This is a genomic window from Rhodococcus sp. NPDC004095 (genome assembly GCF_053604015.1).
The window spans coordinates 21,071-38,203 of record NZ_JBSGGS010000017.1 but is presented as its reverse complement, the minus strand read 5'-3'; the positions used below and the strand labels follow the sequence as shown (position 1 = coordinate 38,203).

Below are 17,133 nucleotides of genomic sequence, written 5' to 3'. Positions count from 1 at the left end.
CCCAAACGCTAGCCCGCGCGGTCGGCCTCGGGAAGGGTCCCGGTTCCGGTGACGGGCGTCACGACCTCGGGGACGGGAGCGACGACCTCGGGGACGGGACCGCGCAGCAGCCTGCCGACGACGCCTTCGTCGACGGCCAGCGCCTTGACGATCACCGCGGCCGCGACCACGACACCGGACTGGATGAACATCCAGGTGATGGCGGTGAAGATGAGCCCGAGCTCGCCGAACTTGTCCGACGCCGACGACGTGGCAAGCGGAAGGTAGAGGACACCGGCCAGCCCCACGGTGGTCAGCCCGGCCGAGGTGACCGCCGCGGTCGCCCACAGCACGCGGCCGGTGAGCCTGCCCTCGGTGAGCAGGTAGGGGACCGCCGCCCAGAGGGCGAACCAAATCACGGCCTCGCCGCACATCGCCAGGGGCGGTCCCACCCAGTCCAGCGACGTCAGCTTGCGGACCCAGCCGAGCAGGCCGACCGAGGTCGCCACCGCGATCAGGACCGCCAGCCACCGCCACCATCCGCGCAGCGTCAGCGTCGGCACCTTCCATATCCGCCCGTAGACCCGGCCGAGGGCACGTGCGAACGAGGTGCCGCCGAGCAGCACCATCAGGATGCCGACGACCCCGAACGCGGCGAAGGTCGGCGGGCTCGCCTCGATCGTGTCCGCGGTCGTCGTGGTGATGGTGGTCAGTGCGCCGGGATCGATGCCGAGCTGGTCGGAGAACGCCTCCGAGACGCCACCGAGGTTCCCGATCGTGCCGACCGCGATGATCAGCGGCAGCACCGAGGTGAACTCCTGGGCGGCGAGGGTCATCGAACGGTCGGCGAGCTCGATGTCGGCCAGACCTCGGAGGATCCGGGCGACGGTCCGGCCCGCGATCGTGCCGCGCAGCCAGCCGTGTGCGGTCTGTCTCCGTACCTCGAGTGCTTCCCTGGCCAGCGCGACCGACAGCTTGGTGGACATCACGCTTCAAGTGAACTCTATTTCGCCTGGCCGAGTGCGGTTTCGTGGGGCGCGTCGCCGTGTCGTCCGGGGACCACCGCTCCTCGGGGCGGTTCGGCGGGGGGAACGGCGACACGCCCCGCTAATCTTGACTAGTTCCAGAAAAGGTGTTGTGGTGGTTCCGGTGGCCGAGTTCAGCCCCCGCCGTGAACAGCCCCACGGCCGGCCGCCGCCCGGGTTCAACCGAGGTCCGAACGAGCACCGCGCCCTCGGCGCGGAGAAAGCGAAGGGATCACCCATGAGCAATGACCCGAAGACCACCGACACCACCCTGACCACCGCGGTCGGCGCACCGGTGCCGGACAACCAGAACGTCCAGACCGCCGGCCCGCGCGGTCCGCAGCTGCTGCAGGACGTCTGGTTCCTCGAGAAGCTCGCCCACTTCGACCGCGAGGTCATCCCCGAACGGCGGATGCACGCCAAGGGATCCGGCGCGTACGGCACCTTCACCGTCACGAACGACATCACGAAGTACACGTCGGCGAAGATCTTCTCCGAGGTCGGCAAGAAGACCGACCTGTTCGTGCGGTTCTCCACCGTCGCCGGCGAGCGCGGCGCCGCCGACGCCGAGCGCGACATCCGGGGATTCGCGGTGAAGTTCTACACCGAGGAGGGCAACTGGGACCTCGTCGGCAACAACACCCCGGTGTTCTTCTTCCGCGACCCGCTCAAGTTCCCCGACCTGAATCATGCGGTCAAGCGCGACCCGCGCACCAACATGCGCAGCGCGAACAACAACTGGGACTTCTGGTCCAGCCTGCCCGAGGCGCTGCACCAGGTGACGATCGTGATGAGCGACCGCGGGCTGCCTGCGTCCTACCGCAACATGCACGGATTCGGTTCGCACACCTTCAGTTTCATCAACGCGGCCGGTGAGCGATTCTGGGTGAAGTTCCACCACCGCTGCCAGCAGGAGATCAAGAATCTCACCGATGCCGAGGCCGCCGAGCTGGTCGGTCAGGACCGGGAGAGTCACCAGCGCGACCTGTACGAGGCGATCGAGCGCGGCGAGTTCCCGAAGTGGAAGCTGATGGTGCAGATCATGCCGGAGGCCGACGCGCAGAAGGTGCCGTACCACCCCTTCGACCTGACCAAGGTGTGGCCGAAGGGCGACTACCCGCTGATCGAGGTCGGCGAGTGGGAGCTCAACCGCAACCCCGACAACTACTTCGCCGAGGTCGAGCAGGCCGCGTTCAACCCCGCGCACGTCGTGCCCGGCATCAGCTTCTCGCCGGACCGAATGCTGCAGGGACGACTGTTCTCCTACGGCGACGCGCAGCGGTACCGACTGGGCGTCAACAACTTCCAGATCCCGGTCAACGCTCCTCGCTGTCCGGTGGCGAACTTCCACCGGGACGGCGCGATGCGGGTGGACGGCAACATGGGCAGCTCGCTGCACTACGAGCCGAACTCCTACGGCAAGTGGCAGGAGCAGCCGCAGTACCGTGATCCGGCACAGGCGGTCGGCGCCGTCGCCGACCACTTCGACTACCGCGACGACGACGACGACTACTACTCGCAGCCGCGGGCGCTGTTCAACCTGATGGATGCAGACCGGAAGCAGGCGCTGTTCGACAACACCGCACGCAACATCCACGGTGTCGACCCGCAGATCATCAAGCGGCACATCGACAACTGCACCAAGTGCGATCCCGCGTACGGGGAGGGCGTCGCCAAGGCGCTCGCTGCGCTCGACGCCTGACGCCGCGTCGCGCGGGGCGAGGGGTCGTCTGCCGGTCCGTCCGGTTGGTGCCCTCCTCGTCCCGCGAGGAGGTGGTTTTCTTGACTTATTCCAGAAATCGGGCGGATACTGGGGCCATGCGAGACGCCGGCTCCGACGCGGACCCCCGTGGGCTCCTGCGTGCCGCGGGTCTGCGGGTGACCGCGCCTCGAGTCGCGGTGCTCAACGCGGTCACCGCGAAACCGCACACCGATGCCGACGGGGTTGCCGCCGAGGTCCGCGCGGAACTCGGTTCGGTGTCCACCCAGGCCGTCTACGACGTGCTCAAGGCATGTGTGAACGCCGGACTGCTACGGCGCATCGAGCCCGCAGGCTCACCTGCGCTGTTCGAGACCCGGACCGGGGACAACCACCACCACCTGGTGTGCCGCGAGTGCGGCGCCGTTGTCGACGTCGACTGCGTCGTCGGCCACGCGCCCTGCCTCCAGCCCTCCGACGACCACGGCTTCGTCATCGACGAGGCCGAGGTCGTGTTCTGGGGACTCTGCCCGGACTGCCGACAGTCGCAGGACCGCTGACCGTCCGCGCCGCCGATTCGTTTCACGGGCCGTGGTCTCGGCCACACCGGGAACCAATTCGCCGGGAAAGGCGTTGAACTGTAAGAAGAATGAACCCCGCTGAGGGGTTCGCAGTGTAAACCGGACCGACAGTAGAGGAGACGACAATGACCAACGGTCCTATTGCCAGCACACTCGACGCGGGCCAGCAGCGGATCGCCGGGGAGGCCCTGCAGGGCACGGTGGTCGACCTGATCGACCTCAGCCTCGTCGCCAAGCAGGCACACTGGAACGTCGTCGGCCGCAACTTCCTGTCCGTGCATCCGTCGCTGGACGAACTGGTCACCGCGGCTCGCGATTTCACCGATGCCGCCGCCGAGCGTGCCACCGCGATCGGTGTCAGCCCGGACGGCCGTGCCGCGACGGTGGCCGCTGATGCCGGCACCACCGGTTTCGGTGCCGGCTGGACCAGCGACAGCGATGTCGTCGACGCCATCGTGGCGAACCTCGCCGCGGTGATCGAGCGACTGCGCGAGCGCATCGAGACGACGGAGAAGGCCGACCCCGTCACTCAGGACCTGCTGATCGGCATCACCGCGAAACTCGAACAGTTGCACTGGATGTGGCAGGCGATGGCAGCCTGACCCCAGTGTTCGTCACGACAGGGGCGCCACACCGGCCGGTGTGGCGCCCCTGCCGTTGTCGGCCGACGGCCGCCCGTTCTCGCACACAGTTCATGCCCGCCGTCCATGGCGCCGATCCGAAGGCCATGCGGACCGACGTGATCGCCCTGACCGACCGGGCCGCCGCGCCCTGAACCGGCCCCGGCCTATTCCATGAAGCGGGCCAGGAACTCGATCAGGAGTCGTTCGGCGACCGGCTCGGGCAGGGCCTCGATCAGGGCCAGGAGCTCGGCCATCGGGCCGTCCAGGCCGCCCGACGGGTCGAGGCCGACCATCGCCAGCACGGCGGCGCAGTTCTCGCTCGTCAGGTCCTCGATCCGGATCTGACCGGCGGCCGCCACGAAGTCGGCGGGGGCCTGCGCGCCCGGCACCCCGCGGACGCGATCCGCGGCGACGGTGAGCGCATCGGCGAGCTCACCGACCACCGACTCGGTGACCGGAGTCAGCGTCAGGTGTGTGGTGCGGGGCAGGACGGTGCCGTCGGCCTGGGTGCGGCCCGGTTGCGGTTGCAGGACCCAGCCCAGCTCCTTCGCGGCGTCCGCCCAGCGGTGCGGGTCCACCCGCCGTGATTCCGGCACCTCGGGGTCGGTCGCGACGGCGAGCAGCGGGCCGACCGGGTCGCCGACCACCCGCAGGCCGTCGAGTCCGTCGACAACCTTCCGCAGCTGCTCCGCCGACCGGGCGATACGCCCGGTCAGCTCGGCGAAACCGCTGCGGCCCAACGCCCGCGACACCGCCCAGCCGGCCGCGATCGGCATCACCGTCCTCGAACCGAGCATCGTCGGATTCACCACCGCGTAGCCCGGCCAGGCACTGGTCGCGAACCACTGCCTGCGGTGCCGGTCCCGGTCGCGGTACAGCAGCACCGACACGCCCTTCGGGGCGTAGCCGTACTTGTGCAGGTCCACCGACAGGCTGGCGACACCGGGCACCCGCAGGTCGCACGCCGGACGGTCGTCCGCGCCCGGCCACCACGGCAGCACCCAGGCGCCGATGCAGCCGTCCACGTGCACCGGGACACCCTGCGCGGCACACACTTCCGCGATCTCCGCGACCGGGTCGAGCGCGCCGTGCGGGTACGACGGTGTCGACGCGACCACCAGCGCCACCGACTCGTCCAGCGCCGTAGCGACATCGGCGGGCCGCAGCCGGCAGGTGTCCGGGTCGACCGGCAGCACCCGCAGTCGCAGGTCCAGGTAGTGCGCGGCCTTGATGAACGCGGCATGTGCCGTCGATCCGATCACCAGGGTGGGCCGATCGTCCCGGCCGGTCGCCGCGCGCCAGCTGTCGCGGGCGGATTTGACGGCCAGCATGCAGCTCTCGGTGCCGCCGCTCGTGACGGAGCCGACGACGCCGTCCACGCCGTCGGCGAGCACGGAGCGGGCCAGCCCGACGAGATCCCGTTCGAGGGCGGCGACGGACGGAAACGTGGTCGGGTCGAGGCCGTTGAGCGGCTGGGCCTTTCGCGCCGCCGCCCCGGCGAGGTCGTCGAGTTCGGTGACGCCCGGGTCGTACACGTACGACAGTAGCCGCCCGCCCGACGTGGGGGCATCGGCGGTCCGGAGTTCGTCGAGCCGGGCGAGGATCTCCTGCGGCGACTGTTCGAAGTTCACTGGTGACTCCTGTTCCTGTCCTCTGCCGCCAGCCGGTACAGGCGGAGAACGAGCATGCTCACCGCGACCAGGACGGCCGGGGCGGCGGTGAACGCCAACGCGATACCGGTCAGCGCGGTCTCGGACTGGGCGACGACGTCGTCGCCACTCGACGAGACGAACCCGGTGGCGGCAAGGATCACCAGCACGAGCGCCGGACCCAACGCCATCGCGACCGTCTCGGCGGCCGTCCACACCCCGCTGAACGCGCCCGCCCGGACGGTGCCGCCTGCCCGCTGCTCGTGGTCGGTGATCACGTCCGGCAGCATCGACATCGGCAGCATCTGCATTCCGGCATAACCGATCCCGGCGACCGCGACCACCGGGTAGATCCACGGGCCGGCGCCGGCCAGCAGGCCGAGCAGGGCGATCGTGGCGGCGAGGAACAGTGTCGACGCCAGCAGGAAGGCGCGCTGCTTGCCCCAGGCGTGGACCAGCCGGATCCACAGCGGCATCACCGCGACCGCGGGAGCGACCAGCGCCGCGAACAGGATCGACACCGCGCCCTCGGAGTCGAGCAGATAGGTCGCGACGTACTGGGCGCCGCCGAGCATGGTGCCGGTCGCCAGCGCCTGCAACGCGAAGGTCAGCAGCAGTACCCGGAACGGTGCGCTCGACCGTACCGCGGCAAGGGCATCGGAGAACCTGTGCGCGGAAACGGAATCGGGACTCTCGCGCGACGGGCCGCGGGGGGCGATCGCCCACGCGGCCAGCATCCCCGCCCCGAGCAGCAGGCCGGCGACCACACCCATCGCCAGATAGCCGGGCCTCCCACCGCCGCCGACCTCGCGCAGGGCAGGACCACCCGCACCGAACAGCAGGATCGCGACCCCGAGCAGCGCGACTCGCCACGACATTAACCGGGAGCGTTCGTGATAGTCCTCGGTCAACTCGGCGGGCAGCGCGATGTACGGCACCTGGAACAGGGCGAACGCGATCGCCGCGAGGATGAACGCGACCGCAACCCACAGGCTGCTCGCCGCGGTGGACAGCCCGGCCGGTACCGCGAAGGTCAGTGCGAAGAACACCGGCAAGGCGAGCGCGCCGAGCAGCAGGAACCTGCGACGGGTGCCGGTCCGAGCGGCCTCCGCGTCACTGCGCGACCCGACCAGCGGATTGACCAGGAGATCGAGTGCCTTGGGGGCGAAGACCACCACGCTCGCGACAGCGGCGGGAACCGCGAGGGTGTCGGTGAGGTAGTAGGCGAGCACCAGCCCCGGAAGCGTGGCGAACCCGCCGGTGCCGACCGAGCCGAGGGAGTAGCCGGCGACGGTCGACCTGCTCAGGTGTGGAGGAGCGATGGTCATTCGGTCAACATAGGACATCGGTCCAGGTTGCGGAGGGGTTGCGCGCATCCGGACGGAAACCGACACGCGAATGCCCCCCGCGGGATGCGGAGGGCATTCGCCACCGATGTGCACCGGGATCCGTCAGGGCCCCGGAACGTTCACCTCTGTACCGGAGTTCAGGAACCGAAGAGATTCTCCAGCGAGCCGAAGCTGCTGCCGCCGCCCCCGGTGCCCGGGTCGGTCGAGACCTCGATGCTGCCGGCCGTCGAGGTCGACGTGTTGTGCGTCGCGTCCCCGGAGTAGACCGCGGTGATGCTGTGGGTGCCGTCGGTGGTGAAGGTGTGGCTCAGGGTCGCCACACCGTTGACGACGGGCGCGGTGCCGATGACCTCGGTGCCGTCCTTGAACTCGACGGTGCCGGTGGCGTCGGTCGGGCTCACGGTGGCCTTGAGCTCCACGGCGGTGCCGGTCTCGGCGCTCGCCGGGACGCTCAGTGCGGTGGTGGTGTCGACGATGACGATGTCGGTGGAGACGTCCACGGTGTCCGCGGCCGAGGTCGAGGCGTTGTGGGTGGCGTCACCGGAGTAGACGGCGGTGATGGAGTGGGTGCCGTCGGTGGTGAAGGTGTGGTTCAGCGTCGCCACACCGTTGACGACGGGCGAGCTGCCGAGAACGGTTGCGCCGTCCTTGAACTCGACGGTGCCGGTGGCGGCGGCCGGGTCGACCGTCGCGGTCAGGTCCACTGCGGTGCCGTTCTTGGCGGTGGCCGGGACGGTCAGCGCGGTGGTGGTGTCGACGACGGCCTCCGACACCTCGACAGCGGCCGCGGCCGAAGTGGACCCGGCGTGCGTGCTGTCACCGGAGTACACGGCCGTGATGCTGTGCGTGCCTGCGGTGAAGGTGTGGCTCAGGGTGGCGGCGCCCGCGGTGACGGGCGAGCTGCCGAGAACGGTGGCGCCGTCCCTGAACTCGATGGAGCCGGTGGCGTCGGCCGGGCTGACGGTGGCGGTCAGCTCCACAGGGGTGGTGGTGTCGCTGGTGGCCGGTGCAGTCAACGTGACAGCCGACTCGACGACGGTCACGTCGACGGCGGCCGCGGCCGAGGTCGACGGGTTGTGGGTGGCGTCACCGGAGTAGACGGCGGTGATGTCGTGATTGCCGGTGGTGGTGAAGGTGTGGTTCAGCGTCGCGGTGCCCGCGTTCACCGGGACGGGCACCCCGATGTCGGTGGCGCCGTCCTTGAACTGCACGGTGCCGGTGGCGTCGGCCGGGGCGACGCTCGCGGACAGGTCCACAGCCGCACCGATTGTCGCGGTCGCGGGGGCGGTCAGGGTGGTGGTGGAGTCGACGACCTTGACCGAGACGTCCACCGCGGACACCGAGGAGGTCGATCCGGCGTGCGTCGCGTCACCGGAGTAGACGGCGGTGATGTCGTGGTTGCCGACGTTGGTGAAGGTGTGGTTCAGCGTCGCCGTGCCCGCGTTCACCGGGACGGGCGCACCGATGTCGGTGGCGCCGTCCTTGAACTGCACGGTGCCGGTGGCATCTACCGGAGCGACGTTGGCCGTGAGGTCGATCGCCTCGTCGGTGTGCGCGGTCGCCGGGACGTTCAGAGTGGTGGTCGACTCGGCGAGCGACACCGCGACCGTCTGCACGCCCGATGCCGAGTTGTAGAAGCCGGCGCCTGCGGTGAACGCCGCGGTGATGTCGTGGTTCCCGGCCGTGGTGAAGGTGTGGTTCAGGGTGGCGTTGCCGCCCGAGACCGTGACCGGTCCTCCGATGTCGACGCCGCCGTCCTTGAACTGCACGGTGCCGACGGAGTTGGCCGGGCCGACGTTCGCCGTCAGTGCCACGGACTGGCCGACCGTCGCGGTGCCCGGGGCGTTCAGTGTGGTGGTCGTCGCGACGTTCGGGTCGGCGACCTGAACGAAGACGCCGAAGTTGTTGCTGCCGCGCTCGCCACCACTCCAGGTGTTCGGCTGGGCTGAGAAGGCGCCGCTGTCGTAGACGCCGGGGGCGGTGCCGGCGGGCACCGTGTAGGTGGTGGTGAGGACGGCCGACTGGCCGGACTTGATCACGTAACCACCGACGAGGAAGGTGCAACCGCTGCTGCAGGTGACCTTCGCGCCGCCGTCCTGCGTCGAGAAGGTTCCGCCACCGCCGGCGTAGCTCAGGGACTGTGCGGTGCGGGTCCAGCCGGCCGGCGGAACCTCGCGCACGTACGCGATCGAGAGCTGGTTCAGCGGCGCGTTCCCGACACCGTTGGCGGTGGTGTAAGCGATCGTGGTCCGGTAGGTGACGGACGCTCCGGGCAGGACGACGTTGCTGCCGACCACTTCCTTGGACAGGAGCAGCTGGGCGTCTTGGAGCGACCGCGACGACTGCGGTGGATCGGCCGCGGCGACGCCGCTGGTCACTCCGAACACCAGCCCGGCCACGGCCGATGCCGCGATCAGTGGTGTCGCGAGGCGACGGGACAGGGACATGGTCACTGCAACCTCCTGTGTGGAAGCGCCGGGGCCCCCGCCCGCATGCGCGCTGAGCGTAATGTTTCGGGCTCGGAAACTACCGGTGCCGACGACGGTAGGGCAATGATTTTCTATTGGGCCATACAGTGATTCGACTGAATTCGATCGAACGAATGACAGTAGTTTTCGGCGGGCCTACGAGCCGAACAGGCCTTCCATTGAGCCGAAGCCGCCGCCGGGGTTGCCGGGGGTGGTCGCGTCGGACACGGTCACGGTCGAGGCCGAGGAGGTGGACTCCTTGAATCCGGCCCCTCCGCTGTACGCCGCGATGATCGAGTGGCTGCCCGCAGTGGTGAAGGCGTGCACCATCTTCGCCGCGCCGTCGACGAGGGCCACCGGCCCGCCGATGTCGGACCCGTTGTCCTGGAACTGGACTGTGCCGCCGACCGCGTCGGTGTCGTCGGATGTTCTGACCAGTGCCCGGAGGTCAACGGCTTCGCCGGTGGTCGCGGCAGCCGGGACACTCAGAGCGGTGGTGGTGTCCATGATCACGGGATCGGTGATCGTGATGGTGGCCAGTGGCGCCGCTCCGGTGTTGGGAGTGCTCCTGTCGTCGCTCGGGATGCACCTGGTCGCCAGCCACAAGGTGCTGAAGGGTGTTTGTTTGGCGAGGTACGTGTGGAAGTTGGTGTCACTCGCGTACGTGGAGGCGGTTCCGCCGGTGCGTACCTTCGGCTCGATGACGCCCCCGACGCCCGCGACCATCGTGACCTCAACCGCCGGGAGCTGGTACCACGTTTCACCGTTGACGTTGGTGCTCCCGTCGAGATTCCGCTTGGTCTTCGGGACACGAATGCCACCCTCGCCGGTGGTGGAATTGTCCGCACCGTTGCCGATCACCTCGTTGTTCCCCGACAGACGGAGAATTGGTCCGTTGTCGTCCACCTCACCGATGTCGTTGATGCGCAGTACGTTCGGAGTCACGGCGTCGAGGCCCACGGCGGTGTCCGGTACGACTCTGGCGCTCGTGAAGGTGGCGTTGTCCGGCAGTGCAAAGTCGAACTTGATGCGAGAGAGGTTGGAAGTCACCGCGCCGGAGTCCTTGTCCGGAAAAGAGGACGCGCCCGGTTGAATACGGTAGGTGAAGGTGCTTCCCGCTTCGACGGTGTCCGGAGCCGTGAGCGTCAGCGACGATGTCACCGTCTTGTCGACCGTGATGATCGACTTGGCCTGACACGACTGGATGAAGTTCGTGACGGTGGTGGTGGCGCCGGCGGGAATGCCGAGCAGGACCGTCCCCGTGACGATTGCGGAGCATCCGGTCGCCATCACGACGGCGCGGTGAACAGGGTGGAACATGGCTGGACTCCTTTGGAACGGATGTCGTGGTCACCGGAGTGATGAGCGCAGGAGTGGCCGTCGCCGGTGCTGACGACGAACGCCCCTCACAGTGGTGTGAGGGGCGTCCGTCGGGTTACTTGTCAGCGGACCGTGGGGTCCGGGCTCGCACCGGGATCAGGAACCGAAGATGTTCTCCAGCGATCCGCCGCCGCTCGGGTTGCCCCCGTCGGTGGAGACGTCGACGGTGGCAGCCGGCGAGGTCGACGGGTTGTGGGTGGCGTCACCGGAGTAGACGGCGGTGATGCTGTGGGTGCCGTCGGTGGTGAAGATGTGGTTCAGGGTCGCCACACCGTTGACGACGGTCGCGGTGCCGATGACCGTGTTGCCGTCCTTGAACTCGACGGTGCCGGTGGCGTCGGTCGGGCTCACGGTGGCCTTGAGGTCGACGGCGGTGCCGGTGTTGGCGGTCGCCGGGACGCTCAGCGTGGTGGCGGAGTCGACGACCACGATGTCGGTGGAGACCTCCACGGTGTCCGCGGCCGAGGTCGAGGCGTTGTGGGTGGCGTCACCGGAGTAGACGGCGGTGATGGAGTGGGTGCCGTCGGTGGTGAAGGTGTGGTTCAGGGTCGCCACACCGTTGACGACGGGCGAGCTGCCGAGAACGGTTGCGCCGTCCTTGAACTCGACGGTGCCGGTGGCGGTGCTCGGATCCACGGTGGCGGCGAGGCTCACCTCGGTGCCGGTCTTGGCGGTGGCCGGGACGTTCACCGTGGTGGTGGAGTCGACCACGACCGGGTCGGTGGAGACCTCCACGGTGCCCGCGGCCGAGGTCGAGGCGTTGTGGGTGGCGTCACCGGAGTAGACGGCGGTGATGCTGTGGGTGCCGTCGGTGGTGAAGGTGTGGCTCAGGGTCGCGGTGCCGCCCGAAACCGGCGAGCTGCCGAGAACCGTTGCGCCGTCCTTGAACTCGACGGTGCCGGTGGCCTCGGTCGGAGCGACGGTGGCGGTGAGGTCGACGGCGGTGCCGGTCTTGGCGGTCGCCGGGACGTTCAGGGTGGTGGTGGAGTCGACCACGACCGGGTCGGTGGAGACCTCGACGGTGCCTGCCGCGGACGTGCTGGTGGCGAAGCCCTCGGCACCGCTGTAGACGGCGGTGATGCTGTGGGTGCCGTCGGTGGTGAAGGTGTGGTTCAGGGTCGCGGTGCCGCCCGAAACCGGCGAGCTGCCGAGAACCGTTGCGCCGTCCTTGAACTCGACGGTGCCGGTGGCCTCGGTCGGAGCGACGGTGGCGGTGAGGTCGACGGCGGTGCCGGTCTTGGCGGTGGCCGGGACGTTCAGCGAGGTCGTGGTGTCCACCACGTTGACCGAGACGTCCACGGTGGACGCTGCGGAGGTCGACGGATGGTTCGTCGCGTCACCCGAGTACACCGCGGTGATCGAGTGCGCACCCGTCGTGGTGAAGGTGTGGTTCAGGGTCGCGGTGCCGCCCGTGACGGCGACCGGGGCGCCGATGTTGGTGGCGCCGTCCTTGAACTGGACGGTGCCGGTGGCGCCCGCGGGGGCGACGGTGGCGGTGAGGTCGACGGCGGTGCCGGTCTTGGCGGTCGCCGGGACGTTCAGCGTCGTGGTGGTGTCGACGATCACCGGATCGGTGGTGACCTCCACGGCGCCCGCGGCCGAGGTCGACGGGTTGTGCGTCGCATCGCCGGAGTACACGGCGGTGATGCTGTGGGATCCGTTCGTGGTGAAGGTGTGGTTCAGGGTCGCGGTGCCGCCCGTGACGGCGACCGGGGCGCCGATGTTGGTGGCGCCGTCCTTGAACTGGACGGTACCGGTGGCGCCCGCGGGGGCGACGGTGGCGGTGAGGTCGACGGCGGTGCCGGTCTTCGCGGTCGCCGGGACGTTCACCGTCGTGGTGGAGTCGACGACCACCGGGCCCGGATCGTTGATGGTGATGGTGGCCAGGGGGCCGGCGCCGGCGTTCAGGGCGCTCTTGTTGTCGCTGGGGATGCACCGGGTCGGTGCCCACTGCGTACCGAGGAGGCTCGCCTTCGCCAGCGACGTGCTGAAGTTCTGGTCGTTGCCGTAGCTCGCGGCGGACCCGGCGGTGCGCAGCTTCGGCTCGATGACGCCCGACGCCCCGGCGACCATGGTCACGTCCACGGCGGGCAGCCGGAACCAGCTGTCACCGGCGGAGTTGGTGGTGCCGTCGAGGTTCTTCTTGAGCTTCGGGGCCCGGATGCCGCCCTCGGAGTTGGTCGAGTTCGACGTGCCGTTGCCGACGACCTCGTTGTTGCCGGAGAGCCGAACGATGCCGCCGTTGGCGTCCACCGCGCCGCTGTCGTTGACGCGGAGCACGTTCGGGGCGACGTTGTCGAGGTTGACCGCAGTGCCCGGCACGACCGACGCACTGACGTAGGTGGCGTTGCTCGGGATCGCGTAGTCGTACTTGATCCGCGAGACGTTGGTCGTGGTCGCGCCCGAGTCCTTGTCCGGGTACGAGGACGCATTCGGCTGGATGCGGTAGGTGAAGGTCTCACCCGGTGCAACCGTCGCCGGGGCGTCGACTGTCATCGAGGCAGCCACCGTCTTGTCGACGGTGATGATCGACTTCGCCTGGCAGGAGCTGGTGAAGTTGGTGGTCGCGGCGTTGGCCGGCGCGCCGATCAACATCATGCCCGCGACGACCGCGGCGGATGTGACCGGCACGGCGACCTGTCGCACTGTTGGTTTGGACATCGACTCTCCTTGCGCCCCTCGGTGGGGTGTTCCGATGGGCCTCGGCTGGATGAAATTCACAACACCATGCCAGCGAGCGTGAGAACTCGTTGCAGTTTTGAGAATTTTCGGTAACGGGACGGCGTGGTTCATCCGTTTGGATGACGTTCCCCTGAAATAGGGGTCTCTACCAGCGCTTTAGAGTTCGATGCCGCGAATAAAAATGTCCATCATTACCATCTTGCCGGGCCGTTGTCCGGCACTTCGAGAGTTGGTTTCAGTCCAAATCGGACTCACGCGCCCAACCGGCGCCGCAGGCGTCGGGCCTGGCAGGGGGCTTGGCCGGTGGTGTGCCGCGGACGATCAGACCGGTCGGGTCGGTCGCGTCGGCTGCCCGACGCGGATCATGCTGTGCCGCAGTTGGACAGGGTTCGAGCGATGGCCTCCCGTTCGGCCTGGGTCACCCACAGTCCGTACCGTGCCTTCACCTCGACCTGTCGCGCGACGTAGGTGCAGCGATACGCGCCGCGCGGCGGCAGCCACGTCGCGGCGTCACCGTTGCCCTTCTTCTGATTGACCGCCCCGGCCACTGCCTGCAGATTGAGCGGGTCATTCGCGAGGGCCGTCCGGGTCGCCTCGTCGAGCTGCTGTGCTCCCGTCTGCCACGCGTTCGACAGTGACACCAGGTGGTCGATCTGCACCAGGGGTGATGTGCTCGGCCCCGAGGTGAAAGCTTTTGTCTCGCCGGTGTATTCGTCGAACAGTGTGCCCGAGGTGACCTTGCATCCTCGGGTGTTGTCCCGGGTGGCGACATCGGTCAGGTCGCGTCGCAGGATGTCGTTGCGGGTGTCGCAGCCGTTGTGTCCGCCCTCGACGTCCACATCGTCGGTCCAGGATTGTCCGAACAGGTCGCGGTCGTATCCCGACTTCGGGGCGTGGCCCTTGACCGGCAGGGCCGACAGCAGGCGGAGGGCATACTCCGACCCCGGATCCGGTGCCGCCGTCGGCGGGTCGGACGGGGCATCGTGCGCCGGGTCCACGGCGATGCTCGGTGCCTGCGGATCGGAAGGCGCCGCGTCCAGGGTCGTACCGCACGCCGCGGACGCCAGCACGGCGCACGCCGTCAGCGGCACGAGCGCGGCGCGGCGGCGCAGCGCGGAAGACAGGGCGGTGATCGGGTTCTCCTGGATCGAGGCGGACGCCCATCACTGTGCCCTGTCCGGCAACCGCGGCGCCGTGCGGGTCGCGTCGGGCACCGATAGCCTCGGCACCATGCGAATCAAGATGTGCGGAATCCACGTCATCGATCCCGCCGCGGCGTTCGACTTCTACACGAAGACGCTCGGTTTCCGGGAACTGCTCGCGATGCCCGACCACAACCTGTTCATCGTGAAGTCCCCGGAGGACCCGGACGGTGTCGGGTTGCTGCTCGAGCCGAGTGACAACCCGATCGCCACCGCCTACCGGGAGGGCGTGTACGGGCTCGGGATGCCGACCATCGTGTTCGGGGTGCCGGACGTCCGGGCCGAGTACGAGCGGTTGATCGGGCTCGGTGTTCGCTTCACCGGCGAACCGACCAGCGATCCGTCCGGCGTCTCCGCCGTCTTCGACGACACCTGCGGCAACCTCGTCCAGATTCACCAGGACTGAGCCGGAAGAGGACTCCGCGAACCGCCTCCGTCGCCCTGCGGGCTACCGTCTTGTCAGACAACCAGAGGACTTGGACATCGGAGGTGGGGCGTGAGCGGCGAACGTGACGACAGGGTGCTCTCGGTGCGTGATGTGAGCGTGCTGCGGCAGGGGCGAGCGCTGATCGACTCGGTCAGCGTCGACGTGCGCGCCGGGGAGCAGTGGGCGCTGCTCGGGCCGAACGGCGCCGGCAAGTCGACGCTGCTCGCATTGTGCGGTGCCCGGCTGCATCCGACCCGCGGGACCGTGCACGTGCTCGGGCACCGGCTCGGCCGCGTCGACATGAGGTGGCTTCGCACGCACATCGGCCACGTCGACCCTCGCTCACGGATCGAGCCGTACCTGCCGGTCCGCGACGTGGTCCTGACCGGGCTGCACGCCGCCGCGGACCTGCCCAAGCGGTGGGCACCCGCCGAGAGCGAAGCGGAACGAGCCGACGAGCTCATCGGCGCACTGGGCCTGTCCGCCCGCACGTCCGATCGGTGGGCGGTGCTGTCCCAGGGGGAGCGGGGTCGCGCGCTCATCGCCCGAGCGCTGGTCACCGAACCGGACCTGCTGCTGCTCGACGAGCCCACCACCGGCCTCGATCTCGCGGCGCGAGAGATCCTGCTCGACGTCCTCGCCGAACTGCGGGTGCTCCGGCCGGAACTGGCCTCGGTCCTGGTCACTCACCACCTGGAGGAGCTGCCTGCCTCCACGACACACGCCCTCGTCCTTGCCGGTGGCCGGGTTATCGCGGCGGGACCGGTGGACGAAGCAGTGGACTCCGACGTGATCTCGCGTGCCTTCGAACACCCGATCTGGATCGACCGCAACAACGGCCGGTGGTCGGCCACCGGCGCCGCTCGCGTCCACTGACAATTCGCCACCGACCCGAAAACGACGAAATCCTCCATCCGAAATGCATCGGATGGAGGATTTCGACGACCGTCGGGGTGGCGGGATTTGAACCCACGACCTCTTCGTCCCGAACGAAGCGCGCTACCAAGCTGCGCCACACCCCGGTCTTACCGACTGCCCGTTCCCGGGCAGCCAGCAAAGCTTAGCGCACGACTGCCGAAGAACGCGAAACGCCTGGTTGAACCCCCTGTTTCGGACCCTTCTCGGCAGTCGGAACGAGCGTCAGCAGGGTCGCCTCCGGGCGGCAGCAGAACCTGGCCGGCGCGTACGGCGACGTGCCGATCCCCGCCGACACGTGCAGCTGCATGTGCGCGCCCCACCGCGACGGGCCCTTCACCCTGGACCGGTCGATCTGGCAGTTCGTCACCAGCGCACCGTAGAACGGCAGGCACAGCTGACCGCCGTGCGTGTGCCCGGCCAGCACCAGGTCGTAGCCGTCGTCGGCGAACCGATCCAGCACCCGAGGCTCGGGGGAGTGCGTGATCCCGAGCTTGAGGTTCGCCACCGGGTTCGGAGCGCCCGCGATGGTGTCGTAGCGGTCGCGCTTCAGATGCGGGTCGTCGACGCCGGCGGTCGCGATCCGGACCCCGGCCACCTCGAGCTCGCGGCGGGTGTGCGTCACGTCCAGCCAGCCGCGCTCGGTGAACGCGGCGCGCAGGTCCTGCCACGGCAGCGGCTCGCCGAAGGTGCGCTTGTGTTCCTTGTTGAAGTACTTGAACGGGTTCTTCGGCTTCGGCCCGAAGTAGTCGTTGCTGCCGAAGACGAACAAGCCCGGCCGTGCCAGCAGGCTGCCCAGCGACTGGACCACGGCGGGTACTGCGCGCTGATGCGCCAGGTTGTCGCCGGTGTTGACCACGAGGTCCGGTTCGAGCCGGTCCAGCTCTCGCAGCCAGTTCTGCTTGAGTTTCTGTCCGGGCATCATGTGCAGGTCGCTCAGGTGCAGCACCCGCAGGGTCGACGAGCCCGGTTCGAGCACCGGCATCGTCACCTCACGCAGTGTGAAGGCGTTCCGCTCGATCAGGGAGGCGTAGCCGACACCGAGGGCCGCGGCACCCGCCAGCCCGGCAGCGGTGCCACGGAGGACGGTGCGAGGGTTGTCAAACACCATTTCAGGATACGCAGCGCCGGCAATGGACATGCGCGTCGCCGGT

13 protein-coding genes and 1 tRNA gene are annotated in these 17,133 nt (G+C 68.8%); 5 read left to right on the top strand and 9 right to left on the bottom strand.

The features are described 5' to 3' along the window. Positions 1 to 8: 8 nt before the first annotated feature. The gene (locus ACWEPG_RS24955) at positions 9 to 965 is read right to left on the bottom strand and encodes a hypothetical protein (RefSeq protein ID WP_452595602.1); all 957 of its coding nucleotides are present in this window, start codon (positions 963 to 965) and stop codon (positions 9 to 11) included. A 277-nt stretch (positions 966 to 1,242) separates the two neighbouring features. Here ACWEPG_RS24955 and ACWEPG_RS24950 point away from each other — a divergent pair, with 277 nt between their 5' ends. The 3 genes from ACWEPG_RS24950 to ACWEPG_RS24940 all read left to right on the top strand — a co-directional run bounded on the left by ACWEPG_RS24950 (position 1,243) and on the right by ACWEPG_RS24940 (position 3,886). Further along, positions 1,243 to 2,706, top strand: coding sequence for a catalase (locus tag ACWEPG_RS24950; RefSeq protein WP_452595577.1), 1,464 nt, complete (start codon positions 1,243 to 1,245; stop codon positions 2,704 to 2,706). A 116-nt stretch (positions 2,707 to 2,822) separates the two neighbouring features. Further along, entirely contained in the window at positions 2,823 to 3,263 is a 441-nt protein-coding gene (locus tag ACWEPG_RS24945; RefSeq protein ID WP_450114872.1) for a Fur family transcriptional regulator, read from the top strand. Positions 3,264 to 3,409: 146 nt separating this feature from the next. After that, positions 3,410 to 3,886 (top strand): Dps family protein, encoded by a 477-nt coding sequence (locus tag ACWEPG_RS24940; RefSeq protein WP_452595576.1) that lies wholly within the window; start codon positions 3,410 to 3,412, stop codon positions 3,884 to 3,886. Between the two features lie 185 nt (positions 3,887 to 4,071). Here ACWEPG_RS24940 and ACWEPG_RS24935 read toward each other — a convergent pair whose 3' ends face one another. From ACWEPG_RS24935 to ACWEPG_RS24910, 6 genes are all read right to left on the bottom strand, one after another. Beyond that, a complete protein-coding gene (locus ACWEPG_RS24935) occupies positions 4,072 to 5,538 on the bottom strand; it encodes a pyridoxal phosphate-dependent decarboxylase family protein (RefSeq protein WP_452595575.1) in 1,467 nt (488 codons plus the stop codon). Further along, on the bottom strand, positions 5,535 to 6,884 hold the full coding sequence (locus ACWEPG_RS24930; protein WP_452595574.1) for an MFS transporter: 1,350 nt from the start codon (positions 6,882 to 6,884) through the stop codon (positions 5,535 to 5,537). Before ACWEPG_RS24930 ends, ACWEPG_RS24935 begins: the two co-directional genes overlap by 4 nt. A gap of 158 nt (positions 6,885 to 7,042) precedes the next feature. Continuing rightward, positions 7,043 to 9,352: a beta strand repeat-containing protein gene (locus ACWEPG_RS24925; RefSeq protein WP_452595601.1), complete on the bottom strand. Its 2,310-nt coding sequence runs from the start codon at positions 9,350 to 9,352 to the stop codon at positions 7,043 to 7,045. A 177-nt stretch (positions 9,353 to 9,529) separates the two neighbouring features. Further along, entirely contained in the window at positions 9,530 to 10,693 is a 1,164-nt protein-coding gene (locus ACWEPG_RS24920; RefSeq protein ID WP_452595573.1) for an Ig-like domain-containing protein, read from the bottom strand. A 156-nt stretch (positions 10,694 to 10,849) separates the two neighbouring features. Next, positions 10,850 to 13,414, bottom strand: a complete 2,565-nt coding sequence (locus ACWEPG_RS24915) for a beta strand repeat-containing protein (protein WP_452595572.1) — start codon at positions 13,412 to 13,414, stop codon at positions 10,850 to 10,852. A 383-nt stretch (positions 13,415 to 13,797) separates the two neighbouring features. Further along, positions 13,798 to 14,505, bottom strand: coding sequence for an HNH endonuclease family protein (locus tag ACWEPG_RS24910; RefSeq protein ID WP_452595571.1), 708 nt, complete (start codon positions 14,503 to 14,505; stop codon positions 13,798 to 13,800). 160 nt (positions 14,506 to 14,665) lie between these two features. Here ACWEPG_RS24910 and ACWEPG_RS24905 point away from each other — a divergent pair, with 160 nt between their 5' ends. Continuing rightward, a complete protein-coding gene (locus ACWEPG_RS24905; protein ID WP_450114879.1) occupies positions 14,666 to 15,043 on the top strand; it encodes a VOC family protein in 378 nt (125 codons plus the stop codon). A 90-nt stretch (positions 15,044 to 15,133) separates the two neighbouring features. Continuing rightward, on the top strand, positions 15,134 to 15,940 hold the full coding sequence (locus ACWEPG_RS24900) for an ABC transporter ATP-binding protein (RefSeq protein WP_452595570.1): 807 nt from the start codon (positions 15,134 to 15,136) through the stop codon (positions 15,938 to 15,940). A 72-nt stretch (positions 15,941 to 16,012) separates the two neighbouring features. Here ACWEPG_RS24900 and ACWEPG_RS24895 read toward each other — a convergent pair. Further along, a tRNA-Pro gene (locus tag ACWEPG_RS24895) sits at positions 16,013 to 16,086 on the bottom strand. 38 nt (positions 16,087 to 16,124) lie between these two features. Further along, positions 16,125 to 17,090 carry a metallophosphoesterase gene (locus ACWEPG_RS24890; protein WP_452595569.1) on the bottom strand — a complete coding sequence of 322 codons (966 nt, stop codon included), beginning with the start codon at positions 17,088 to 17,090 and terminating at the stop codon, positions 16,125 to 16,127. Positions 17,091 to 17,133 lie beyond the last annotated feature (43 nt).

Bases quoted from the DNA above. Each gene is read 5' to 3' on its own strand.
- ACWEPG_RS24945 (WP_450114872.1), top strand. From the start codon at position 2,823: ATGCGAGACGCCGGCTCCGACGCGGACCCCCGTGGGCTCCTGCGTGCC.
- ACWEPG_RS24905 (WP_450114879.1), top strand. From the start codon at position 14,666: ATGCGAATCAAGATGTGCGGAATCCACGTCATCGATCCCGCCGCGGCG.
- ACWEPG_RS24930 (WP_452595574.1), bottom strand. From the start codon at position 6,884: ATGACCATCGCTCCTCCACACCTGAGCAGGTCGACCGTCGCCGGCTAC.
- ACWEPG_RS24955 (WP_452595602.1), bottom strand. From the start codon at position 965: ATGTCCACCAAGCTGTCGGTCGCGCTGGCCAGGGAAGCACTCGAGGTA.
- ACWEPG_RS24920 (WP_452595573.1), bottom strand. From the start codon at position 10,693: ATGTTCCACCCTGTTCACCGCGCCGTCGTGATGGCGACCGGATGCTCC.
- ACWEPG_RS24950 (WP_452595577.1), top strand. From the start codon at position 1,243: ATGAGCAATGACCCGAAGACCACCGACACCACCCTGACCACCGCGGTC.
- ACWEPG_RS24940 (WP_452595576.1), top strand. From the start codon at position 3,410: ATGACCAACGGTCCTATTGCCAGCACACTCGACGCGGGCCAGCAGCGG.
- ACWEPG_RS24915 (WP_452595572.1), bottom strand. From the start codon at position 13,414: ATGTCCAAACCAACAGTGCGACAGGTCGCCGTGCCGGTCACATCCGCC.
- ACWEPG_RS24925 (WP_452595601.1), bottom strand. From the start codon at position 9,352: ATGTCCCTGTCCCGTCGCCTCGCGACACCACTGATCGCGGCATCGGCC.
- ACWEPG_RS24890 (WP_452595569.1), bottom strand. From the start codon at position 17,090: ATGGTGTTTGACAACCCTCGCACCGTCCTCCGTGGCACCGCTGCCGGG.